At 62.9% G+C, this 23,753-nt stretch carries 22 protein-coding genes; 6 read left to right on the top strand and 16 right to left on the bottom strand.

Annotated features, from left to right (window positions below; all coding sequences use genetic code 11):
* Positions 1 to 28 precede the first annotated feature (28 nt).
* The 9 genes from P3C29_RS17665 to P3C29_RS17625 all read right to left on the bottom strand — a co-directional run bounded on the left by P3C29_RS17665 (position 29) and on the right by P3C29_RS17625 (position 10,413).
* The gene (locus P3C29_RS17665) at positions 29 to 2,365 is read right to left on the bottom strand and encodes a bifunctional diguanylate cyclase/phosphodiesterase (protein ID WP_275965039.1); all 2,337 of its coding nucleotides are present in this window, start codon (positions 2,363 to 2,365) and stop codon (positions 29 to 31) included.
* Between the two features lie 203 nt (positions 2,366 to 2,568).
* On the bottom strand, positions 2,569 to 3,741 hold the full coding sequence (locus P3C29_RS17660; protein ID WP_010176914.1) for a PotD/PotF family extracellular solute-binding protein: 1,173 nt from the start codon (positions 3,739 to 3,741) through the stop codon (positions 2,569 to 2,571).
* Positions 3,738 to 4,712 carry a GTP-binding protein gene (locus tag P3C29_RS17655; protein WP_275965038.1) on the bottom strand — a complete coding sequence of 325 codons (975 nt, stop codon included), beginning with the start codon at positions 4,710 to 4,712 and terminating at the stop codon, positions 3,738 to 3,740. The genes P3C29_RS17660 and P3C29_RS17655 overlap by 4 nt, the downstream gene beginning before the upstream one ends.
* An 85-nt stretch (positions 4,713 to 4,797) precedes the next feature.
* On the bottom strand, positions 4,798 to 5,091 hold the full coding sequence (locus P3C29_RS17650; RefSeq protein WP_201121678.1) for a hypothetical protein: 294 nt from the start codon (positions 5,089 to 5,091) through the stop codon (positions 4,798 to 4,800).
* A 13-nt stretch (positions 5,092 to 5,104) separates the two neighbouring features.
* On the bottom strand, positions 5,105 to 5,854 hold the full coding sequence (locus P3C29_RS17645; RefSeq protein WP_275965037.1) for an SDR family NAD(P)-dependent oxidoreductase: 750 nt from the start codon (positions 5,852 to 5,854) through the stop codon (positions 5,105 to 5,107).
* 169 nt (positions 5,855 to 6,023) lie between these two features.
* On the bottom strand, positions 6,024 to 6,785 hold the full coding sequence (locus P3C29_RS17640; protein WP_275965036.1) for an SDR family NAD(P)-dependent oxidoreductase: 762 nt from the start codon (positions 6,783 to 6,785) through the stop codon (positions 6,024 to 6,026).
* Between the two features lie 11 nt (positions 6,786 to 6,796).
* Positions 6,797 to 8,137, bottom strand: a complete 1,341-nt coding sequence (locus P3C29_RS17635; RefSeq protein ID WP_010176919.1) for an MFS transporter — start codon at positions 8,135 to 8,137, stop codon at positions 6,797 to 6,799.
* Between the two features lie 42 nt (positions 8,138 to 8,179).
* Positions 8,180 to 9,058: a polysaccharide deacetylase gene (locus P3C29_RS17630; protein ID WP_010176920.1), complete on the bottom strand. Its 879-nt coding sequence runs from the start codon at positions 9,056 to 9,058 to the stop codon at positions 8,180 to 8,182.
* 11 nt (positions 9,059 to 9,069) lie between these two features.
* A complete protein-coding gene (locus tag P3C29_RS17625) occupies positions 9,070 to 10,413 on the bottom strand; it encodes an amidase (protein ID WP_275965035.1) in 1,344 nt (447 codons plus the stop codon).
* A gap of 336 nt (positions 10,414 to 10,749) precedes the next feature.
* Here P3C29_RS17625 and P3C29_RS17620 point away from each other — a divergent pair, with 336 nt between their 5' ends.
* The 6 genes from P3C29_RS17620 to cmoB all read left to right on the top strand — a co-directional run bounded on the left by P3C29_RS17620 (position 10,750) and on the right by cmoB (position 17,251).
* Positions 10,750 to 11,739 carry a GntR family transcriptional regulator gene (locus P3C29_RS17620; protein WP_010176922.1) on the top strand — a complete coding sequence of 330 codons (990 nt, stop codon included), beginning with the start codon at positions 10,750 to 10,752 and terminating at the stop codon, positions 11,737 to 11,739.
* Between the two features lie 130 nt (positions 11,740 to 11,869).
* Positions 11,870 to 14,290, top strand: a complete 2,421-nt coding sequence (lon, locus tag P3C29_RS17615) for an endopeptidase La (RefSeq protein WP_010176923.1) — start codon at positions 11,870 to 11,872, stop codon at positions 14,288 to 14,290.
* Between the two features lie 177 nt (positions 14,291 to 14,467).
* On the top strand, positions 14,468 to 14,860 hold the full coding sequence (locus tag P3C29_RS17610; RefSeq protein ID WP_010176924.1) for a protease inhibitor I42 family protein: 393 nt from the start codon (positions 14,468 to 14,470) through the stop codon (positions 14,858 to 14,860).
* Position 14,861: 1 nt separating this feature from the next.
* Positions 14,862 to 15,518, top strand: a complete 657-nt coding sequence (locus tag P3C29_RS17605; RefSeq protein ID WP_275965034.1) for a lysoplasmalogenase — start codon at positions 14,862 to 14,864, stop codon at positions 15,516 to 15,518.
* A gap of 36 nt (positions 15,519 to 15,554) precedes the next feature.
* On the top strand, positions 15,555 to 16,298 hold the full coding sequence (cmoA, locus tag P3C29_RS17600; RefSeq protein WP_275965033.1) for a carboxy-S-adenosyl-L-methionine synthase CmoA: 744 nt from the start codon (positions 15,555 to 15,557) through the stop codon (positions 16,296 to 16,298).
* Entirely contained in the window at positions 16,295 to 17,251 is a 957-nt protein-coding gene (gene cmoB, locus P3C29_RS17595; RefSeq protein ID WP_201121688.1) for a tRNA 5-methoxyuridine(34)/uridine 5-oxyacetic acid(34) synthase CmoB, read from the top strand. Before cmoA ends, cmoB begins: the two co-directional genes overlap by 4 nt.
* Before the next feature lie 138 nt (positions 17,252 to 17,389).
* On the opposite strand, the gene tadA is transcribed toward cmoB, so the two are convergent.
* The 7 genes from tadA to lepB all read right to left on the bottom strand — a co-directional run bounded on the left by tadA (position 17,390) and on the right by lepB (position 23,752).
* Positions 17,390 to 17,881: a tRNA adenosine(34) deaminase TadA gene (tadA, locus tag P3C29_RS17590; RefSeq protein ID WP_010176928.1), complete on the bottom strand. Its 492-nt coding sequence runs from the start codon at positions 17,879 to 17,881 to the stop codon at positions 17,390 to 17,392.
* Positions 17,881 to 19,263, bottom strand: a complete 1,383-nt coding sequence (locus P3C29_RS17585) for a multicopper oxidase family protein (protein WP_201121690.1) — start codon at positions 19,261 to 19,263, stop codon at positions 17,881 to 17,883. The genes tadA and P3C29_RS17585 overlap by 1 nt, the downstream gene beginning before the upstream one ends.
* Before the next feature lie 232 nt (positions 19,264 to 19,495).
* Positions 19,496 to 20,239, bottom strand: a complete 744-nt coding sequence (gene pdxJ, locus P3C29_RS17580) for a pyridoxine 5'-phosphate synthase (RefSeq protein ID WP_010176930.1) — start codon at positions 20,237 to 20,239, stop codon at positions 19,496 to 19,498.
* Positions 20,240 to 20,291: 52 nt separating this feature from the next.
* Entirely contained in the window at positions 20,292 to 20,981 is a 690-nt protein-coding gene (recO, locus tag P3C29_RS17575) for a DNA repair protein RecO (protein ID WP_201121692.1), read from the bottom strand.
* Positions 20,982 to 21,165: 184 nt separating this feature from the next.
* Positions 21,166 to 22,068 (bottom strand): GTPase Era, encoded by a 903-nt coding sequence (gene era, locus P3C29_RS17570; RefSeq protein WP_003210432.1) that lies wholly within the window; start codon positions 22,066 to 22,068, stop codon positions 21,166 to 21,168.
* Entirely contained in the window at positions 22,061 to 22,750 is a 690-nt protein-coding gene (rnc, locus tag P3C29_RS17565; RefSeq protein ID WP_003210434.1) for a ribonuclease III, read from the bottom strand. Before rnc ends, era begins: the two co-directional genes overlap by 8 nt.
* 147 nt (positions 22,751 to 22,897) lie before the next feature.
* Positions 22,898 to 23,752, bottom strand: a complete 855-nt coding sequence (lepB, locus tag P3C29_RS17560; RefSeq protein ID WP_003210437.1) for a signal peptidase I — start codon at positions 23,750 to 23,752, stop codon at positions 22,898 to 22,900.
* Between the last annotated feature and the right edge of the window lies 1 nt (position 23,753).

The raw sequence follows: 23,753 nt of genomic DNA, 5'->3' as shown, positions 1-23,753 counted from the left end.
CACCTGCGTCGGTGTAACCGCCGACGCTCTAAACCGGCACCCGCTCGCGGCGCATCCACATTTCAAACGCCATGGCATTCAATGGCCGGCTGATCAGATAACCCTGGGCCGTGTCGCACTTCCAGAGCTTGAGCAGCTTGAGGCTCGGCTCGAACTCCACGCCTTCGGCCACCACCTTGAGCCCCAGGTTGTGGCTCATCTCGATGGTCGAACGCACGATAACGCCGTCGCCGGAGGTGCTGTCGAGGTTGCGCACGAACGACTGGTCGATCTTCAGCTCCTGCACCGGCAGGCGTTGCAGTTGCGCCAGCGATGAATAGCCGGTGCCGAAGTCGTCCACCGACAGGCTGATGCCACAGCCGCGCAGTTGCTCGAGCACGCTGAGGGCCTGGGCCGGGTTGTGCATGATCGCGCTTTCGGTGATTTCGAAAATCAGTTGCCGGGCCGATACGCGGTAGTGCGCCAACAACTCGGTCACCCGCAGGGCCAGGCCGTCATCGGCCAGGTCGTCCACCGAGATGTTCACCGACAACTGCACCTGCAATCCACGCACCTCCCACTCGGCCAGTTGCCGAATGGCTTCTTCGATCACCCAGTGGGTCAGGCTACCCATGCTGCCAGTGCGCTCGGCCAGGGGAATGAATTCGGCGGGCGACACCAGCCCGAGGGTCGGATGCTGCCAACGCAGCAGCGCTTCGGCCTGGCGCACATGGCCGTGGGTCAGGTCGAGCTTGGGCTGATAACACAGGTACAACTCGCCCTCCGCCGCCGCCCGGCGCAGGTCGCGGATCAGGCTGATCTGGCGTTGGTGAGCGAGGTCGCGGTCCTGTTGGTAGATCTGCAAATAGCCCGGCAACGCCGCTGCATCGTGACGCGCAATGGCGGCGCGGCTGATCAGTTCTTCAACCTGCTGGCCGTCGGCCGGGTAAGCGGCGATGCCGATGCTCACTTCGTGGCGCAGTTCATCGCCGCCGATGCGCTGGGGCTCGGTCAGCAGCCCATACAAGCGGTCAGCCAGGGCCACGACCCGGTCGATCTCGGTGTTTTCCAGCAGCAGCAAGAACTCGCTGCCGGTGATGCGTGCGGCGGTGTCGCTGGCCGACAGGCTCGACAGCAGGCAGCGGCTGGCCTCGCGGAGCATCTCTTCCACGCCTTCCGGCCCATAGCCTTCGTTGATCACCCGGTAGTTTTCAATGCCCAGGTACAGCAACACCACGGGCCGGCCCGCGCTGATGGCGCTGCCCAGGCGCTCCATGGCCAGCGCGCGGTTGGGCAGGCCGGTAAGCGGGTCGTGCAGGGCGTTGTGGGCCAGTTGCCGCTCGCGCACGGCGATCCCGGTTTGCATGGCGTTGAAGGCCTGGGCCAGCAGGCCGAACTCATCATGGCTGCGAACCCGCACCGGGGTGCGGTAGTCACCGGCGCCGATACGTTCGGCCGCCTCGACCAGCGCATTGAGCGGGCGCGAAACCCGCCGTGCCAGAAACAACGCACCCGCCAGTGACACCAGCAGCACCACCAGGGCGATCGCGAGAAACTGCCGGTCCAGCGGCGCGAAGGATTCGAGGGCGTGGTCCAGCGGACTTTGCAGCAGCACCCGCACTTCACCGCCGTCTGCGGTGTTGCCCAGGGGCAGTACCTGGCTGAGATAACGCTGGCCGTGAAACAGGTTCAGTTGCGGCACAGGGTTGATGTACGGGGCCTGCAAGTCGCTGGCAATCGAGGCCTGGAACGCCTCGGGCTGGGTGCTGAACAACTCGCCGGGCTGGCCCTGCTGCACACTGATGAACGAGACTTCCAGGTTGCTCATGGAGCGCAATTCACTGGCAAACACTTCGTCCATGGGAAAGCCCATGGCGACACGGGCAATCGGTGCCGGGTCGACCACTTCCTGCTGCACCAGCAGAAAAGGCCGGCCATCGAGGGCCACGATCAACATTTGCAGGCCACTGCGCCGGGCCTGGCGCAAGGCATCGTTGTAGGGAAAGGCCTGGCCGGGCGTCAGCGCCTGTAACGTGCTGACCATCACCTGGCCGTCGAGGCCCAGCACAAACACTTCACTGGACGTCAGGCCGGTGCCATGCCGGCGCAGGGCAGCAAGAATCGCAGCGGGCTCGCCCTCGGCGACCGACTGGCGGAAGGGCAAGTCTGCCGTCAGCCAGTTCAAGCCGTATTGCAGGCGCCGGCCCCGCAGGTCGAGCAAACGTTCGAACACCTGGCTGCCGGTTTCCAGTTGCACCTGGGCCTGGTTTTCCACGGCGCGGTTGGTCGCGGTCTTCACCGCGAAATACACCGCGGCCACGACCACCAGCAACAGCAGCGCCAGCACCCCGGCGATCCGGGTTTGAAACGTATGGCGCCACCTCATTTTGTTGCCCTCTGGCAGCGCCTGCCCCCTCCAGCCGAAACGTCCCTTCGTCATGCGCGTCCCTCGCGATAGCTGACCGGCGTCAAATAAATATCCTTTTTGAAGGGATATTTGAATTATCCAGATTAGCTGTGCAAGAGCAGAAGTGCACCCAATAAATACGGGAACTTCAGTGCCATTAATTTGGCGACATAGCGCTGTACTTACGTCCGCGCCCGCATGAAGTCGCCCCAGCGCCGCACCAGGTAGTTGTGCTCGTCCATCACCGAGTTCCACACCGCGATATGCCCCATGCGCTGCTCATAGGAGCCGCCGTCGCGCACTTCGCCCACATCGATCAGCGGCAAGCCGTCGCTGCCCAAAAGCTCTTCCCGCGCGGGCAGGCCGGCGTACCAGTAGTCCCATTCGGCACTGCTCAGGTGATCGCGGCTGCGGGCCGGGTTGCCAATGTAATAACCCTGGCGCGCCATCACCGCGCCAGGCCAGCCGGACAGCCACCAGTTGAGGTAGGCATAGGCCGCGTCCAGCACCGGGCCCTTGGCATGGCGCGACAATGACAACCCGCCGAACCAGGCGCGATAGCCTTCACGGGGCACCGCCAGGCGGTATTTTACCCCGGCCCGGTGCAGGCGCATCAAGGTCGGAGACCACAAACTCTGGATGTCGATGCTCGGGCTGAGCATCAGTTGCGCCGCTTCTTCGTCGTCAGACCAGAACGCCGCGAAGTGCCCTTCCTTCTGCTTGCGCACCAGGATATCGGCGAGCACATCGATCTCTTCGATGCTCATGTTGCCGATGTCCTTGAAGCTTGCCAGCCCCGCGCCCTGCACCGCCAGCGCGGCGTCGAGGGCGCCGATGGCGGCGTCACTTTGCAGTGCGGTACGCGCGCCCCAGGCCGGGTCCAGCAGCCAGCCCCAGCTCTCGTTGGCGCGGTTGAACCCCTCGGGCAGGCGCTCGGGACGGTAGGCAAAACTGTCGGCGTTGTGGGTCAGGGGCAGCATGCTGATGCGTTCGGTGACGGTGCTGCCGAGGCTGCCGTCGTGCTGCACGAACAAGCGCTCGCTGGGCACACTGCCGCTGCCCAGGCGGTCGTTGGCAGACAGGCGGCCGCGCTTGGGCAGGTCGTTGATTTCGTGCCACAGCGCGATGCGCCGGGTGTCGATCGGCTGGATCGCCCGCGCCGGCCACACGAAGTCGACGTTGTGAAACCACTGGTCGTAGAGGTCGTAGCTGTCGGGCTGCATCACCGCGATGCGCTGGGCCTGCTCGACGTCGTGCACCTGGTACACCAGGCGAATGCCCAGTTCCTGTTCGGCGCGCACACGCAAGGTTTCCAGCAAGGTCACCGACGTGCCGAGGACGCGAAGCGTGATCATGCGGCGAACCTTCTGGAGAACACTTCAAAGGAGCGGCGCAGCAACGCGGGGTCGAGGCCACGCAGGATAAACACCAGGCGCGATTGCCGGTCGGTTCCCGGCCAGGCAGGCAGGTGAACCGGTGCATGCAGGCAATGCTGCACGCCATGGATAACGATGGGAGCCAAACTTGCGTTCACGTTGAGCAGTCCTTTGACGCGAAGAATACGTTCGCCGTGGCATCTTAACAGCATCGATAACCAGACCCCGAAGCCGACCCAATCCAGCGGCTGATCGAAGGTCAGGCAACAGACCTGCGCCGCGCCATGGTTGGCGGCGGTGGTTTGATGGAGTTTCCAGCGGCTGACTTCCGCCGCCGGTTCGGCGCTGCGCAGGCCTTCGCCGAGCAGCAGTTGTTCACCGCTGTCGATATCGCAGGTATTGAGGATCGGCGTACCGGCGTTCAGTGCCTGCAAGTGCGCGCGCAGCGAGTCGCAGTCTTCGACCAGGTCGGTCTTGCTCAACAGCAGGCGATCGGCGGCGGCCACCTGCGCCAGCCATTCCGGGTGCAGGCGTTCTTGCAAGGCAGCGTGACTGGCGTCTACCAACGTCACCACCAGGCCGATATGAAAGCGCCCGCGCAGTTGAACGTCGTTGTTCAAGGTGGCGAGGATCGGCGCCGGGTCGGCCAGGCCGGTGGTTTCCAGGATCACCCGCTTGAAGGCGGGAATCTCGCCGCGCTCGCGGCGCTGCAACAGGCCGAGCAAGGCGTCTTTCAACTCGCCGCGAATCGAACAGCAGACGCAACCGCTGGGCAGCAGCACCGTGTCCGGCGCCACTTCTTCCACCAACAGATGGTCGATGCCAACATCGCCGAATTCGTTGATCAGCAACGCCGTATCGCCGAGGCTTTCGCCTTGCAGCAGGCGCTTGAGCAAGGTGGTCTTGCCGCTGCCGAGGAACCCGGTGATGACGTTTAGAGCGATGCTCATATTTCTACCTCAATGATGCCCCTGTAGGAGCCCGGCTTGCCGGCGATGGCGATATGAAGGACGCCATCGCCGGCAAGCCGGGCTCCTACAGTTCCAGATGATCCAGCAGGCGCGGGTCCAACGGGTCCAGCGGCCGACCGAGCATGGCCTCCGCCGCCCGCCACAGTTGATCCAGGCCGCTGGCCAGTTCCTGTTTGCCCGTGGCGCCCATCAGCAGATAGGACGCGCCCTGGAAGTCTTCGACCTTGAGCCGGAACACCGCCAGCACCTGATTGATCGCCGCGATTCGGCGCAGGCGTTCGCGCCGGCGCGGCAGTTCATCGCCCAGCGGATCGCTCCAGTGCAGGTCTTCACCCAGCAGGCCGCAGAGTCCGCACATGCTTAGTGCCCGCTCATGGCATGACATCGCCGGAGTTCGGGCCCAGGGTCTGGCCAACGAACAGATTGCCGCCGGGCTCACTGGCCAACAGCACGGCGGTGGGCGCCACTTCGTCTGCCAGGCCGAAACGGCCCAGGGGCAACTCGGCGGCCTTGGCGCGTTTCCAGGTGTCGCTGATGCCGCCTACCAACGGCGTCTCAATCGGCCCGGGCGCAATGGCGTTGACCAGCACGTTGTCCTTGGCTACCTCCAGCGCCAGGGATTTTGTGAAGCCGATGACGCCGGCCTTGGCCGCCGCATAGTGCGTCAGCTCGGCACCGCCCTTGATGCCCAGTTGCGAGGCGACGTTGATGATCCGGCCCCAGCGCTGGGCGATCATGTGGGGCAACGCACGCTGGCTGGCGACGAAGACGCTGGTGAGGTCGATGCGCAGCATGTCGTTCCACATGTCCATGGTCAGGTCGATACAACGGGCCTGGGTCAGCATGCCGGCGTTGTTGACCAGGATATCGATGCCGCCGTAGTGGGCGACGCAGGCATCGACACTGGCCCGGGCGCCGTCGACGGTGCCGACGTCGGCCACGCATTCGAGGACTTCGGCGCCGAGGTTGCGGCAGGTGATGGCGGTTTCGGCGAGGGTTGCGGCGTCGCGGTCGGCCAATAACAGGCGCGCGCCTTCGACGGCGTAGGCGCGGGCGATGGCGGCACCGATGCCGCTGCCGGCGCCGGTGATCACGGCGCGGCGGTTATGCAGTTGGGACATACAAAAAACTCCTGATGACAACACTGGACCTGTGGTGAGGGAGCTTGTCCCCCGTTGGGCTGCGCAGCAGCCCCAAAAAAGCGGGAGCGCTGCGCACTCCAACGGGGGACAAGCCCCCTCGCCACAACAAGCCCTCACCGCTTAAGCCTTCATTTCCACGCTGCGTGGGTTAGTCCGGCCAGCGCACGGTCAACCCACCATCAATCACAATGCTCTGCCCGGTCAGGTAACTCGATTCCTCACTGGTCAAGAACCGCACCAGGGACGCCACTTCATCCGCCCGCCCTACCCGGCCCAGCGGAATCGCCCGCGCGGCTTTCGCCAGCCCTTGCGGGCCGAGTGAGTTCTTCGCATCCAGCGACTGCGGCGTCTCGATCAACCCCGGAATCACCGCATTGCAGCGAATCCCCAGCGGCGCCAATTCCACCGCCAGCGACCGGCACAAGCCCGGCACTCCGGCCTTGGCCGCTGCGTAGTGCGCGTGGTCCTGCCAGCCATACACGCCACCGGCAATCGACGAAATAGCCACCAGCGCGCCGCCTTCCTGCATGTGCCGGGTCGCCGCCCGGAAGGTGCGCATCACCCCGGTCAGGTCGACGTTGAGCATCTCGTTCCACAGCTCGTCGGTCATTTCCAGCAACGGCGCACGCCGCAACAATCCTGCGTTGGCCACCGCGTAATCGAGGCGGCCAAAATGCTGGATCGCCTGCGCGGCCAGGTTATCCACAGAGGCGGTGTCGCCCACGTCCAGCGGCAGCATCAGGCATTCACCGCCGGCTTCTTCCACCTGTAAAACGGTGTGGTGCGGGTCGTGGGGATCGGCCGGGTAATAGCCGCCCACCACCGCCACGCCGCTGCGGGCATACGCCACCGCCAGGGCCTGGCCGATGCCGCTGGCGGCACCGGTAATCAACGCAACTTTACGACTCATCAACTGACTCCTTACTGGACGGTTTCCGGACGCACATGGCGTGCGGCAAACATCAGTGCACCGGACAAAAAGCACGGCACTGCGCCAAACCACAGTGCGGCGGTCTGCCAGTCACTGCCGGCCGACAACACTTGGGTCGCGCCAAACCCGGCGACCACCGCACCAATCGGCCCCATGGCATGAATGATCGCGCCGCCGGTGGCACGGATGCTGGTGGGAAAACTTTCGCTGATGAAAAACAGCGCCGCCGAGTACGGCCCGATCAGGAAGAACAGGCCCAGGCTGTAGAGCCCGACCACCATCGCCATGTTGCTCGGGCCAAACAGCATCCCGGCAAACGACAGCCCGCCGAGCATCCAGCCCAGGCCGATCACGTTGCGCCGACCAATCTTGTCGCCCATCCAGCCGTGGCTGAGGTAACCGCAGTAACCCACCAGGTTCGACAGCACGAGGATGATCAGCGAGTTCTCGAACGAGATGTGGTGCACGCTGACGATCACCGATGTACCCAGCACGCTGAACACCTGGATCGCCGCCCAGTTGAGCAGCAGCGCCGCACCAATCACCAGGGTTGCACGGCGGGCCGGGCCACGGAATGCGGCCTTGAGGCCGGCCTTGCTGTGTTCGTCATAGTCCACGCCGTAGGTCACGGCGACGTTCTGCGCTTCTTTCACCGAGCCGCTTTTGCGCAGCTCGCTGATGCGCTGGTGAATCTGGAACTGCGGGCTCTCCTTGAGCTTGCGCGCCATGACCGCAATGACAATCGCCGGGATCGCCGCAAACACAAAGCAGCCCTGCCAGCCAATCACCGGCAGCAACAGCGCGGTCAACCCCGCCGCAATCAGCGCGCCCACCGGCCAGCCGCCCTGCACCAGGCTGTAGATAAAGCCGCGACGCTTGGCCAGTTTCGGGTCATCGGAGGCGGCGTACAGCTCGCTCAGATAGGTTGCGTTGACGGTTTCCTCGGCATACCCCAGGCCGCCCAGCGAACGGATCAGGATCAGCGACGACTTGCCCCACGCGCCGCCAATGGCGGTCAGCGCCGAGCAGATCGCCGAACCGGCCACGGTGAAAATAATCCCTTTGCGCCGGCCCAGTTTGTCCACGATCGGACCGATGGCCAGCGCGACCACGGCGGTGCCTACCGCCACCCATGTCGCAATCTCCGCTTGCTCCACTTCACCCCAGTTAAAGTGCCGCCCGATTTCCGGCAGCAAGGTGCCGAAAAGAATGAAGTCATACACCGCAAACACCCAGGCGAAAAACGCGATCCAGGTGGCGAAACGCACTTCCTTGGGCGTCAGTTGCCGGGGTTTCCAGCCAGTCAGATCAAGCTTGTTGTAGATAGACATGAATCGCGCCTCGGGAGGTTGGCCAGGGGTTGGTTACAGGTATCAGGTACGCGGTTGGCGGCGGATAAAGTCATCGGCGATTTCGTCGAAGGTGACGAAGCGCACGCCGGCATGGCTCTGGATGTGTTCGATCAGGCGCTCAAGCATCAGCAGCACTTGCGGGCGGCCGGACACGTCGGGGTGGATGGTCATGGTGAACACCGCGTGCTCGTGCTCGCGGTAGACCCAGTCGAACTGGTCGCGCCACATTTCTTCCAGGTGACGCGGGTTGACGAAGCCGTGGCTGTTGGGGGCTTTCTTGATGAACATCATCGGCGGCAGGTCGTCGAGGTACCAGTTGGCCGGGATCTCCACCAGGTCGGTTTCTTCGCCGCGCACCAGGGGTTTCATCCAGGTGTCGGGGTGCTGGCTGTAGTCGATCTTGGTCCAGCTGTCGCCCTTGCGTACGTAGTAGGGGTGGAAGTCGTTGTGCATCAGGCTGTGGTCGTACTTGATGCCTTTTTTCAGCAGCAGCTCGTTGGTGACCTTGCTGAATTCCCACCATGGCGCGACGTAGCCGGTGGGGCGTTTGCCGGTGACGTTGGTGATCAGTTCGATGGACTTGTCGAGGACGATTTCTTCCTGCTCGGCCGTCATCGCAATCGGGTTTTCATGGCTGTAGCCGTGCACACCGATTTCGTGGCCGGCGTCGGCGACCGCCTTCATTTGCTCGGGGAAGGTTTCCATCGAGTGGCCGGGGATAAACCAGGTGGTGCGCAGGCCATAGCGCTCGAACAGTTTGAGCAGGCGTGGCGCACCGATTTCACCGGCGAACAGGCCACGGGAAATGTCGTCCGGGGAGTCTTCGCCGCCATAGGAACCGAGCCAGCCGGCGACCGCGTCAACGTCGACGCCAAATGCACAGAGGATGTCTTTAGCCATGATGTGTCTCCTTAAAAAATGAGTGCTGTTTCGGCTGACAGGGCAGCCCGAAGCAGGCGCGCGTCTTCGCCGCTGGGGGCGCTGAGCAGCAGGCCGGTGGGCAGGCCCAGGGCATCGCGGCCGCTGGGCAGGCTGACGCCGGGCATGTCCAGCAAGCTGCCGGGCATGGTCAGGCGCAGGGTGGCGAGGTTGGTGCTGACGAACAGTTGATCGTCGGCTTCCAGTGGCGCCAGGGCCGGGGCCACGTGGGCCACGGTGGGAGTGATGAGAATCGCGCCGTCGAGCTCGTCGACAAGCTGCTGTTGCAGGCGCCGGCGCGCTTCATACAACGCCAGCAGTTGGCTGGCCGGCAGCGCGCGGGCCGCTTCAAGGCGACGGCGTACGCGAGGGTCGAGCTGGCTGGCGTCGGGGCTGTCGAGCAGGGCTTCGTGGAGCGCGAAGGCTTCGAAGGAGCCGAGCCAGCCCTGGTGCTGGATCAGGTCAAGGGTGGCCTGGAAGGTCTTCAAGGGACGCACATCAATCAGCGCGCCTTCGGCTTTCAATCGGTCCACGCAATACAACAGGTTGTTGCGTACGCCGGGCTCGACGCGAGCGTCTTCCAGCACACTTTGTTCAACCCAAAAACGCTGGCCATTGAGGCTGCGGGCCTGGCGTGGCTGGCGCTGGTCGCGACCGTTGAGCAAATCATCAATGGCCAGCGCATCGCGCACGCTGCGAGTCAGCGGGCCGAGGCTGTCGAGGGTATGGGCCAGCGGGAAAACGCCGTCGCGGCTGTAGCGCCGGCAACTGCTGCGATAACCCACCACGCCATTCAGTGCCGCAGGAATACGGATGGAGCCCGCGGTGTCGGTGCCCATGGCGATCGGCACGATATCGGCCGCCACGGCGACCGCCGAGCCCGACGACGAACCACCGGGGATCCGCGGTTGATCGATGCCACGGGGATTGTGCGGGGTGCCGAAGTGCGGGTTAAGGCCTAGGCCGGAGTACGCCAGCTCGCTGAGGTTGGTCTTGCCCACGCTGACCATCCCGGCGCGGCACAACAGGCCTACACTCGGCGCGTCCAGCAAAGCCGCCGGCGCGTCGCGACGATGGGCCGCGCCTGCCGTGGTAATGCTGCCGGCCACATCAAACAGGTCTTTCCAGGCCAGGGGCACGCCATCGAACACGCTCAAAGGCTGGCCGGCACGCCAGCGGGCAGCCGACGCTTCGGCCTCACGCCGGGCGCGCTCGGCGGTCAGGGAGATGAATACGCTGGGGGCCTGGCTCGCGCGAGCGAGTGCCTGTTCGAGGGCGTGCACCGGGTCGCTGCGACCGCTGGCGAAATCCTCGGCCAGTGAAGTGGCGTCTGACATGGGAATGACCTTCTGAAAACGTACATATTAATAAAATGTACATTTTACAAAGGCAGCTTTCGTGCCAGTCTCTCAGGGGTGATGTTTGAAGCATCTGGCACTTTGGGTCAGACCCACGGGATAGATGGGTTGTTGACATCAAAAGAAATATTCGGCGGCGCTCAATACTCGGCCACAATGAAATAATGTATCTTTTATTAATAAATACATTTTGGTGCAAAAAAGTAACAACCACCCTCTGAAGGCCCCAAAAAAGTGCCACCGACGTGGCGCAGAGTGACAGGCGCAACTATGAGAGAATCCCCGGCCACCGACCCGTTTGCTCCAGAGAACCCGATGAAAGCAGTGTCAGCCTCGGCTTCCCGTTACGCGATGATTCACCAGGTTTTGCGCGACGCCATCACCCACGGCACTGCCCGTCATGGCCTGGTGTTGCTGGAAGCGCCGCTGGCCGAGCTGTTCGGCACCAGCCGGGTGCCGGTGCGCAAGGCCCTGAACCTGTTGCATGACGAAGGGCTGATTTGCCGCTTCGATGGCCGGGGCTACCTGATCAACCCCGAAGGCCTGGACCTGGAACCGCTGCGACTGCCCTTGAGCCACGCGCACCTGGGCCTCAACGGTGAAGATGAGCTGGTGGACACCCGGCCACTGGGGGAGCGCATCGTCGAGGAAATCGGCGCAGCGCTGTCGACCTGCATCGCTTTCGGCCATTACCGCCTCGACGAACAGGCCGCCGCCGAGCACTACAACGTCAGCCGCGCGGTGGTGCGTGAAGCCCTGATGCGCCTGCGGGACCGTGGCCTGGTGGAAAAAGAACCCTATTCCCAATGGCTGGCCGGGCCGCTGACCGCCCGGGAAGTCACCGAAGACTACGAACTGCGCGCCTGCCTGGAGCCCGAAGCCCTGCGCCAGAGCGCGCCGAACCTCGACCGCGACCTGCTGCAAGCCATGTTGCAGCGCGTGCTCGACGCGCAGAACAGCGCCCATTGCAGCCTGGAAGAGATCGAGCAGATCGAGGAAGACCTGCACCAGCACTGCCTCGCGGGCCTGCAAAACCGCAAGATCGCCGCGCTGATCCGCCAGGGGCAGAGCCCGATGATCATCAGCCGGATTTTCTACCGGCTGCTGGGTATCGGCGCCGATCCGGCGATGCTGGCCGAGCACCGGCTGATCCTTGAGCTGCTGCTGCACGGCGCCTTCGACGCCGCCGCGCTGAACCTGCGCGAGCACCTGCAACGGGCCCGGCAGCGCATGTTGCAACGGTTGAAGGTGCTGTCGGTGCTGCCCGAACAGCCGTTGCCGGCCTACCTGCACAAACTCAGCTGACGAAACGCTCCCACATTGGTCCAGCAGCGTTTCGAAAATAGTGTGCAATTTGTTGCTAACTACCCTCGCCCATTGAAACCACTGCCGACCCGCCCCATCTAACCTGCATACTTCCTTATGCAGGTGCCCCATGAGCGACCAGCAAGAATTCCCGGACATCGACCTCGACGACTACGCCGACCCGGAAAACGCTGAACACACTTCCGCCAACACTGGCTTGGCGCTGCCTGGGCAAAACCTGCCCGACAAGGTCTACATCATCCCGATCCACAACCGGCCTTTCTTCCCGGCGCAAGTGTTGCCGGTGATCGTCAATGAAGAGCCGTGGGCCGAAACCCTGGAACTGGTGAGCAAATCCGAGCACCACTCCCTTGCCCTGTTCTTCATGGAAACGCCACCTGAAGACCCGCGCCACTTCGACACCTCCAGCCTGCCGCTGTACGGCACCCTGGTGAAGGTGCATCACGCCAGCCGTGAAAACGGCAAGCTGCAATTCGTCGCCCAGGGCCTGACCCGCGTGCGGATCAAGACCTGGCTCAAGCACCACCGCCCACCGTACCTGGTGGAGGTCGAATACCCGCATCAGCCGACCCAGCCGACCGACGAGGTCAAGGCCTACGGCATGGCGCTGATCAATGCGATCAAGGAACTGCTGCCGCTCAACCCGCTGTACAGCGAAGAACTGAAGAACTACCTCAACCGCTTCAGCCCCAACGACCCGTCGCCGCTGACCGACTTCGCCGCCGCCCTCACCTCGGCCACCGGCACCGAGCTGCAGCAAGTGCTGGACTGCGTGCCCATGCTCAAGCGCATGGAAAAAGTCCTGCCGATGCTGCGCAAGGAAGTCGAAGTCGCGCGCCTGCAAAAAGAAATATCCGCCGAGGTGAACCGCAAGATCGGCGAGCACCAGCGCGAGTTCTTCCTCAAGGAACAACTCAAGGTCATCCAGCAAGAGCTGGGGCTGACCAAGGACGACCGCAGCGCCGACGTCGAGCAGTTCGAACAACGCCTGGTGGACAAGGTTCTGCCGACCCAGGCGCAGAAACGCATCACCGAAGAAATGAACAAGCTGTCGATCCTGGAGACGGGTTCGCCGGAGTACGCGGTCACCCGCAACTACCTGGACTGGGCCACCTCGGTGCCGTGGGGCGTGTATGGCGAGGACAAGCTCGACCTCAAGCACGCCCGCAAGGTGCTCGATAAACACCACGCCGGCCTGGACGACATCAAGAGTCGCATCCTCGAATTCCTCGCGGTGGGCGCCTATAAAGGCGAAGTCGCCGGCTCCATCGTGTTGCTGGTAGGCCCGCCGGGCGTGGGCAAGACCAGCGTGGGCAAATCGATTGCCGAGTCCCTCGGCCGGCCGTTCTACCGCTTCAGCGTCGGCGGCATGCGTGACGAGGCCGAGATCAAGGGCCATCGCCGCACCTACATCGGCGCCATGCCGGGCAAGCTGGTACAAGCGCTCAAAGACGTCGAAGTGATGAACCCGGTGATCATGCTCGACGAGATCGACAAGATGGGCCAGAGCTACCAGGGCGACCCGGCGTCGGCCCTGCTCGAAACCCTGGACCCGGAACAGAACGTCGAATTCCTCGACCACTATCTGGACCTGCGCCTGGACCTGTCCAAAGTGCTGTTCGTGTGCACCGCCAACACCCTGGACTCAATCCCCGGCCCGTTGCTGGACCGGATGGAAGTGATTCGCCTGTCGGGCTATATCACTGAAGAAAAAGTCGCCATCGCCAAACGCCACCTGTGGCCCAAGCAGTTGGAAAAAGCCGGCGTGTCGAAAAACAGCCTGTCCATCAGCGACGGCGCCCTGCGCGCCCTGATCGACGGTTACGCTCGCGAAGCCGGTGTGCGCCAGTTGGAAAAACAGCTGGGCAAACTGGTGCGCAAGGCCGTGGTCAAGCTGCTGGATGAGCCGGACTCGGTGATCAAGATCGGCAACAAGGACCTGGAAGCTTCCCTGGGCATGCCGGTGTTCCGTAACGAACAGGTGCTGTCGGGCACCGGCGTGATTACTGGCCTGGCCTGGACCAGCATGGGCGGCGCGACCTTGCCGATCGAGGCGACGCGCATTCACACGCTCAACCGGGGCTTCAAGCTCACCGGGCAACTGGGCGACGTGATGAAGGAGTCGGCCGAGATTGCCTACAGCTACATCAGCTCGAACCTGAAGTCGTTTGGCGGTGACCCGAAGTTCTTCGACGAAGCCTTCGTGCACCTGCACGTGCCGGAAGGCGCCACACCGAAAGACGGCCCGAGCGCGGGCGTGACCATGGCCAGTGCGCTGCTGTCGCTGGCGCGTAACCAGCCGCCGAAAAAAGGCGTGGCCATGACCGGCGAACTGACGTTGACCGGGCATGTACTGCCGATTGGCGGGGTGCGCGAGAAGGTGATTGCGGCGCGGCGCCAGAAGATTCACGAGTTGATCTTGCCGGAGCCCAATCGCGGGAGTTTTGAGGAATTGCCGGAGTACCTGAAGGAAGGCATGACGGTGCACTTTGCCAAGCGCTTTGCGGATGTGGCGAAGGTGTTGTTCTGACCATTATGTAGCGCCTGAACTGGCCCCTGTGGTGAGCGGGCTTGCCCCGCTCACCACAAGCAAGCCCGCTCACCACAATAAACTCACTCACCACTATTAAGTGGTGTTTGCCTTCCTGTCACACCTTGTCTCATCTTCGGTTATGCTCGCCCTTCGTCGCCAAACAACGGAGCCCCCATGACCGCTGCCCGCCTGCTTCTCCCCCTGAGCCTTTGCCTGCTCGCCGCCTGTGCCAGTGCGCCGAAGCAAAACGTCACCGTGGAAAAACAGAGCGCTTGCCCCCTTCAACTCAAAACCGGGCAAAACCTGATCCTGACCCTGCCCAGCAACCCCACCACCGGTTACCGCTGGGCCATCCAGGACTCGGCCGGCGGCGTGCTGCGCAGCCTGAGCCCCGAGGTCTACAGCAACACCGAAGACACCGGCGTGGTCGGCAGTGGCGGTCAATCCACCTGGCGTTTCCAGGCCTTCAATGCGGGCCAGGGCCGGCTGCGCCTCACCTCACAACAACCCTGGGAGCCGGAAGCAGAACCGGCCGAAACCTTCGACTGCGCCATTACGGTGAACTGATATGCCATGGATGATCCTTGCGTTGATGGGGGCGGTGACCTTTATCTACGGCCTGAGCACCCACGCCACCCTGCTCTGCCTGTTGGTAAAGCCATTGCCGGTGCTGGCGCTGTTGGGGTGGCTGCATGATGCGCCGCCCACCGACTATCGACGCTGGATCAGCCTCGGGCTGATTTTTTCCCTGGTGGGCGACGTGCTGCTGGCGTGGCCCGGCGACCTGTTCATCTTCGGCCTCGGTGCGTTTTTGTTCGCGCACCTGGCGTACCTGAAAGCCTACTTGAGCGACTGCCGTCGCCCGGCGATTTTGCCGCTGGTACTGGCGCTGGTGGTGGGCGCGATCTTGCTGAGCATCCTGATTTCCCATGGCCTGGGCCCATTGCTGGTGCCGGTGGTGGTGTATGCGCTGGTGATCAGCGCGATGCTGTGGCGAGCGCTGGCACGGTTGGGCAGCGCAGTGCCCCAGCGCTCGGCGTACCTGGCGGCCGCAGGTGCGGCGTTGTTCGTGTTTTCCGACACGCTGATCGGGATCAATCGGTTCGTGGTGGCGTTTGAAGCGGCGCCGTATTTGCTGATCGTCAGTTACTGGCTGGGGCAGTGGGGCATTACCGCATCGGCGTTCCATCAGACAACCCGCGCATCCGAAGGCCAATTTGGCTAAAATGCCGGCCTTTTCCCCCTCGTCGCCGGAACAGCCGTGAGCAAAGAACCCGATCGCCTATTCGCCCAGCCCCTGCACCAGGTGCCGGACTTCGCCTTCAACGAAGACGTGGTGCGGGTTTTCCCGGACATGATCAAGCGCTCGGTGCCCGGTTACCCGACCATCGTCGAGAATCTCGGCGTACTCGCGGCGCAATTTGCCCAGCCCAATAGCGTGCTCTACGACCTCGGTTCGTCCCTCGGCGCCGTGACCCAGGCCTTGCGCCGTCACGTGCGCACCGACGGTTGCCGGGTGATCGCTGTGGATAACTCGGCGGCGATGGTCGAGCGTTGCCGCGAATACCTCAACGGCCAGGACTCGATGTTCCAGGAGTTGCTGCCGGTGGACGTTATCGAGGGCGATATCCTCGCCCTGCAATTCCAGCCGGCCTCGGTGGTGGCGCTGAACTTCACCCTGCAATTTATCGCCCCCGAACAACGCCTGGCGCTGCTGGGGCGGATTCGCCAATCGTTGCTGCCGGGCGGCGCGTTGATCCTTTCGGAAAAGCTGCGCTTCAATGATTCGGAAGAACACGCACTGCTCACCGATTTGCACATCGCCTTCAAACGCGCCAACGGCTACAGCGAACTGGAAATCGCCCAGAAGCGCAGCGCCATCGAAAACGTCATGAAGCCCGACAGCCTCGAAGAACACCGCGAGCGCCTGCTGGCGGCCGGGTTCTCGAAAGTCGTGCCGTGGTTCCAGTGTCTTAACTTTGCCTCGTTGATTGCCTTGCCATGATTGATCTGTCTCCCCTCGCCCGCCATCTGGTCGGCACTCCCCTGGCCGTATGGGCCCAGGGCCTGCAAGCGCAACTCGATGCAAAGATGGAAAAGGGTCACGGCGACCTGGAACGCTGGCAAAGCGCGCTGGACGCGCTGCCGAAGATCATGCCCAGCGAAATCGACCTGCTGAACGGCCTGGTGCTCGACACCGATTGCGACGACGACACCCGCGCGCAAATGCGTACCGCGCTGATGGGCCTGTGCCCGTGGCGCAAGGGCCCGTTCGATCTGTTCGGCGTGCACGTCGATACCGAATGGCGTTCGGACTGGAAATGGTCGCGGGTCGCGCCGCACCTGGACCTCAAGGGCAAGCGCATTCTCGATGTGGGTTGCGGCAACGGTTACTACATGTGGCGCATGCTCGGCGCCGGGGCCGACAGCGTGATTGGCGTCGACCCGAACTGGCTGTTCTTCTGCCAGTTCCAGGCGGTGCAACGCTACCTGTCAGCACCGAAGGCCTGGCACCTGCCGTTCCCGTTTGAAGACCTGCCGCCGAATATGGAAGGCTTCGACACGGTGTTTTCCATGGGCGTGTTTTATCACCGTCGTTCGCCCATCGAGCATTTGCTGGCGCTGAAGGATTGCCTGGTAAAGGGTGGCGAACTGGTGTTGGAAACGTTGGTGGTTGAGGGCGATCAGCAACAAGTGCTGGTGCCGGAAGACCGCTACGCGCAGATGCGCAACGTGTGGTTCCTGCCGTCGGTGCCGGCGCTGATGCTGTGGCTGCGCCGTGCCGGCTTCAGCGATGTGCGTTGTGTGGATGTGAGCGTGACCACGATCGAGGAACAGCGCGGCACGGAGTGGATGAAGTACCAGTCCCTCAGCGACTTCCTGGACCCTGAGGATCACAGCAAGACCGTCGAAGGGCTGCCGGCACCGATGCGTGCGGTGATAGTCGCGAAGAAATAAGACTACTGTTGTGTTGAAGAAATAAGACTGCTGTTGTGGCGAGGGAGCTTGCTCCCGCTGGAGTGCGCAGCGCTCCCCAGATTTTGGGGCCGCTACGCAGCCCAACGGGAGCAAGCTCCCTCGCCACAGGGTATCGCGTCAGCCTTTGGCGCGACGTGCCTTGAAAAACTCGCTCAACACCGTCCCGCACTCTTCGGCCAACACCCCGCCCTCATACAGCACCCGATGATTGAGAAAGCCCTGGGTAAAAAACTGCCCCTGGCTTTGCACGATCCCCGCCTTTGGCTCCAGCGCGCCGTACACCACCCGGGCAATCCGTGAATGCACGATCAGCCCGGCGCACATGCTGCACGGTTCCAGCGTGACGTACAGCGTACTGCCCGGCAGCCGGTAATTGCTCACGGCCTGGGCGGCCGCGCGGATCGCGACCATCTCGGCATGCGCACTGGGGTCGTTGCCACTGATGGGGCAGTTAAAGCCGCGCCCGATGATTTCCCCATCCTGAACCAGTACCGCGCCCACCGGCACTTCACCCAATGCCGCGCCTTGGGCAGCCAGGGCCAGCGCTTCACGCATGAAGTCCTGATCGCGACTGCGGTCGATAATCGCCGTGGGGCGAAACTGGCGCATTACGCCACCTCGATGGCGGCCATCAGGCCGGTTTCCATGTGGTCGATCACATGGCAGTGGAACATCCAGACACCCGGGTTATCCGCCACCAGCGCTACGCGGGCACGTTCGTTCTTGCCCAGCAGGTAGGTGTCGGTGAAGTACGGAATCACCTTGTGGCGGTTCGAGGCGATGACCTTGAAACTCATGCCGTGCAGGTGGATCGGGTGTTGGTACTGGGTCATGTTCTTCAATTCGAAAATGTAGCTCTTGCCCTTTTCAAGCTTGGCGATCGGGCGGTCGGCGCAGGTCTTGTCGGTGATGTCCCAGGCCTGGCCGTTGATCTGCCACAGGCTCGGTGGCTTGCCATTGTCCACGTTCACCGAGACCGATCCAACCCATTCGAAATTGAAGTTGAGTTTCTCGGCATTGGCCAGGTCCGGCTCGGCAATCGGGTTGGCGGGCAGCGCGGGCGGCCACTCGGTGGGCGCGTCGGTGCTGGCCACCGAGCGGAAGGTGCCCAGGCGCACCGGCCCGTTGCGGATCGACAATTCTTCACCGGCGGGAGGCGCCTTGATCGCCAGGCAAATGCGCATGCCCGGGCCCAGCCAGTATTCCTTGCCCAACGGGCGCGGTTCGACGGGATTGCCGTCCAGGGCATAGATCTGCGCTTCAACGTCGGGGATGTTGATGCGATAGGTCAGGGTGTTATCGAGGTTGAGCAGGCGCACCCGGGTGATCTGCCCGGCCGGCAAATCGATCACCGCCTGGGACACGCCATTGATGGTCGACAGGCGCCCGGCGGTGCCGCCCCGGGCTGCTTCGCGGGGAATGCTGAAGGCGACAAAGGCGCCCTCTTCGTCCACGTGCCAGCTTTTCAGGCTCAGGGTGCGTTCGTGTTTGAAACCGGTGGGTTCGCGCTCTTCGATGATCAGCGGGCCCACCAGGCCACGGCCCAGCTCTTCGCTGCTGTTCACGTGGGGGTGATACCAGTAGCTGCCGGCATCGGGCACGCGGAATTTGTAGTCGAAGTATTCGCCCGGCAGCACCGGCAGTTGCGAGACGTACGGCACGCCGTCCATTTCCAGCGGCAGGCGAATGCCGTGCCAATGGATGGTAGTGGCCACCGGCAGGTGGTTGATAAACCGCACCCGCAGCCATTCACCCTGGCGCACTCGCAACTCGGTGCCCGGCGCCGAAGGGCCGAAGGCCCAGGCTTGGGTCTTGTGCCCCGGCACCAATTCCACGTCCAGCGGTGCGGCGATCAACTCGTAATCGTGCCCCGCCTCGGCCTCGGCGACTTTGCCCAGCCAATAGCGGTAGGCGCCACCGGCACCGACGCCCACCACGGCAAGACCGGCAAGACCACCCAGGATTTGTCGACGGGAAAACGATTGGGACACAACAACCTCACGTATCTGCCGCGGGTCCGAGACCCGCAAAGGGCAGATACCATACACCGGCATCACCTAAACAGTAAGGGTTCGCATTGCCACATGTAGGAGCGGGCTTGCTGTGGTGAGCGGGCTTGCCCCGCGTTGGGCTGCGAAGCAGCCCCATCAATCTGTGGTGAACCCGACGGGGGACAAGCCCCCTCACCACAGCCCGCTCCCACATTGGATCTTCAGCGATTTTTTAATGTTTGGCAGCAGCCAGAATCAAGGCTTTCATCTCGGCGACGGCGCCTTTGAATCCGACGAACAGCGCATGGGCCACCAGCGCATGGCCGATGTTCAGCTCGTTGATGCCCTTGATCGCAGCCACGGCTTCGACGTTATGGTAGTGCAGGCCGTGGCCGGCGTTGACGATCAGGCCTTCGCCCAGGCCGCATTTGACGCCGTCGATGATGCGCTGCAATTCATCAGCGACTTCGGTCGGCGTGGTGGCGTCGGCGTAACGGCCAGTGTGCAGTTCGATGGCCGGGGCACCGACACGGCGCGAGGCTTCGATCTGGCGCTCGTCGGCGTCGATGAACAGCGAGACTTCACTGCCGATCTTCGACAGGCGTTCCACGGCGGCCTTGATCCGCGCTTCCTGGCCGGCCACATCGAGGCCGCCTTCGGTGGTCAGTTCCTGGCGGGTTTCCGGCACCAGGCAGATATGCGCCGGGCGGATGCGCTCGGCGAATGCCATCATTTCTTCGGTGACGCCCATTTCGAAGTTCATGCGGGTTTGCAGCACGTCCTTGAGCAGCAGTACGTCGCGTTCCTGGATGTGGCGGCGGTCTTCGCGCAGGTGCACGGTGATGCCGTCGGCACCCGCTTCTTCGGCGTCCAGCGCGGCCTTGACCGGGTCCGGGTAACGGGTGCCCCGGGCCTGGCGCAGGGTGGCTACGTGGTCGATGTTCACGCCGAGAAGAATGCGATTGCTGGTGGTCACGAAAAGCGCTCCTGAAGAGGGAAGGAATCGCTGCACAGCATACACGGGGATGTCAGGGCTTTCGAAACAACTCGCGACTGACCAATGGCCGACCGCCCAAATGCACGGCCAGGGCCTGGCGCATCAGGCGCTTGGCGGCGGACAACGCGCCGGGGGCGGTCCAGTCGGCTTCGCTCATGGCCAGCAACTCGGTGCCCTGGAACAGGCCGGGTTGCAGCAGGTAGACACGCTCCAGGCCCGCGTCGACTTGCAGGCGGTACATGCCGTCGGCGGCGATGGGGTCGCCGTGCAAGTCGCTGCTCAATTCGAAGCCGTAGCCAAGGTCGTCCAACAGGCGCCATTCGAACGCGCGCAGCAGCGGCTCCAAAGGGCGGCCTTCGGCGAGGGCGAGCAAGGTGGCGGCATAATGATCGAAGACGCCGGGGTGCGGGTCTTCGGCGGGGAGCAGGCGAATCAGCAATTCGTTGAGGTAGAGGCCGCTGAACAGCGCCTCACCGTTGAGCCAGTTGGAGGCACCGGCGGCCTCCATGCGGCCGACGTTCTTCAGCTCACCGCGTCCGCGAAACTCCACTTCCAGGGCCACAAAGGGCCGCGCCAGGGTGCCGGCCTTGCCGCGCGCACTGCGCAAGACAGCGCGCAGACGTCCTTGGGGTGTGAGGAAGTCCACCAGGGCGCTGGTCTCGCGGTAGGCGCGGCTGTGCAAGACGTAGGCGGGTTGGCCGGTGGGTGGGGTGGAGGACATGAGACGGGAGCTTTTCCTGTGGCGAGGGGGCTTGTCCCCCGTTGGGCTGCGCAGCAGCCCCAAACAAAGTAGCTGCAGTCTTTCAGAAAGACCTTATTGTTTGCTTTTAGGGCTGCTTCGCAGCCCAACGGGGGACAAGCCCCCTCGCCACAACAAGCCCCTCACCCACAAATCCGGTCAGGGCTTACAGGTCGCCGTAACCCAACGAACGCAACGCACGCTCATCATCAGACCAGCCACCCTTAACCTTCACCCACAGGTTGAGCATGATCTTGGAATCAAACAGCAATTCCATGTCCTTGCGCGCTTCGGTGCCGATGCGCTTGATGCGCTCGCCCTTGTCACCAATGATGATTTTCTTCTGGCCGTCACGTTCAACGAGGATCAGCGCGTGGATGTGCAAGGTCTTGCCCTGCTGCTTGAACTCTTCGATTTCGACGGTGATCTGGTACGGCAGCTCGGCGCCCATCTGGCGCATGATTTTCTCGCGTACCAGTTCGGCGGCGAGGAAACGGCTGCTGCGGTCGGTGATCTGGTCTTCCGGGAAGAAGTGCTCGTTCTCCGGCAGGTAACCGGCGATCACACGCTCCAGGGCTTCGAGGTTGTGCCCGTGCTGGGCCGAGATCGGCATGATCTGGGCGTTCGGCAGTTGTTCCTGCAGCCAGCTCAGGTGCGGCATCAGCTCGGCTTTGTCTTCGATACGGTCGGTCTTGTTCAACGCGACGATCAACGGGCCGGTGACGTACTGCACGCGCTCCAGAACCATCTGGTCTTCGTCGGTCCACTTGGTGCGGTCGACCACGAAGATCACCACGTCGACGTCTTTCAACGCCGCCGAAGCGGTTTTGTTCATGTAGCGGTTAAGGGCCTTTTCGCCGCCTTTGTGCATGCCCGGGGTATCAACGTACACCGCCTGGACGGCGCCTTCGGTCTTGATGCCCAGCATGTTGTGGCGGGTGGTCTGAGGCTTGCGCGAAGTGATCGCCAGCTTCTGTCCCAGGATGTGGTTCAGCAACGTGGACTTGCCCACGTTCGGACGGCCGACGATGGCAACATAGCCACAGCGAGTTGCGGTTGAATCAGTCATGGCCATTCTCCACGCCCAGGGCAATCAGTGCTGCAGCGGCCGCTACCTGTTCGGCAATACGACGGCTCACACCCTGACCTCGGCTTTTTTCATTCAGTAAGGTGATTTCACATTCGACGAAGAAGACTCGGCAATGCGGCTCACCCTGGATATCCACCACTTCGTAACGCGGCAGGTCGCAACCACGGGACTGCAGGAATTCCTGCAGGCGGGTCTTGGGGTCTTTGTTGGTGTCTACCAGCGTCAGGCTTTCGATCTCGGTCGACAGCCAGGCGACGACGCGCTCTTTGGCCGCTTCCATGCCCGCATCGAGGTAGATCGCGCCGATCAGCGCTTCAAGGGCGTCGGCCAGGATCGACTCGCGACGGAAACCGCCGCTCTTCAACTCGCCGGAGCCCAGGCGCAGGTAATCACCCAGGTCGAAACCACGGGCCAGTACGGCCAGGGTCTCACCTTTCACCAGGCGCGCACGCAAGCGCGACAACTGGCCTTCGCGGGCCAGGGGGAAGCGATTGAACAGGGCTTCACCGGCGACGAAATTGAGGATGGCATCACCGAGGAATTCCAGGCGCTCGTTGTTACGCCCGGCAAAACTGCGGTGTGTGAGGGCAAGGATCATCAATTCCTGATCCTTGAAGGTGTAGCCGAGCTGACGCTCGAGACGGCTTAGAGAAACGCTCACGGTTTACCCACATTCAGTTCGAGGCACCGGTGGCCTGCGACGATTAACGCTGTGTTCAAATTCAAATCCTGGTGGTTGCTGCATGGAGCCGGACTTTGTCCAAGCCCCAGAAAAGCATTCGGCGCTGTGTTCACAGCGCCGCATGGATTACTTGATCAGCCCTACCCGCGAGAAGTTCGGCAGGTGGCTGAGCTTGGGTTCCGGCCAACTCATCCAGACCGCGAAGGCCTTGCCGACGATATTCTGGTCGGGGACCATGCCCAGCAGGTCCTTGGGAATATTGGGGTCATCCCAGTAGCGGCTGTCATTGGAGTTGTCGCGGTTGTCGCCCATCATGAAGTAGTGCCCGGCAGGCACTGTCCACTGGTTGTCAGGCGGCGAACGGTAGCGGCTCATTTCCTTGCGGATTTCGTGCTCTACCGCTCCGAGTTTCTCCTGGTACAGCTCGGCGCTGCCCAGGGTGTTTGGCTCGGAACCGATCAGTTTTTCTGCCACCGACTCGCCGTTGACGAACAGGCGCTTGTCGCTGGTGTAGCGAATCACGTCGCCCGGCAGGCCCACTACACGCTTGATGTAGTTGACGTTCGGGTCGCTTGGGTAGCGAAACACCATCACATCGCCGCGCTGCGGGTCACCGATCTCGATCACTTTCTTGTCGATCACCGGCAAGCGGATCCCGTAAGAAAACTTGTTCACCAGGATGAAGTCGCCCACGTCCAGGGTAGGTTTCATCGAGCCCGAAGGGATCTGAAACGGCTCCACCAGGAACGAACGCAACACCAGCACGATGAACAACACCGGGAAGAACGACTTGCCGTATTCAACCAGCATTGGCTCTTTGTTCAGTTTCTCGATCACCGCCACATCGGGCTGGCTGACGCTGCCCTGATAGGACGCGATGGCTGCCCGGCGACGCGGGGCGAAGAACACCAGATCGAGCAACGCCAATAGACCGCAAACGGCAACGGCGATGACCAGCAACAGCGGGAAATTTAGTGACATA

This window comes from Pseudomonas sp. 1912-s (assembly GCF_029269205.1).
GTDB lineage: Bacteria > Pseudomonadota > Gammaproteobacteria > Pseudomonadales > Pseudomonadaceae > Aquipseudomonas.
Note: the sequence above shows the minus strand (reverse complement) of the source record. Positions and strands in the feature narration are given on the sequence as shown.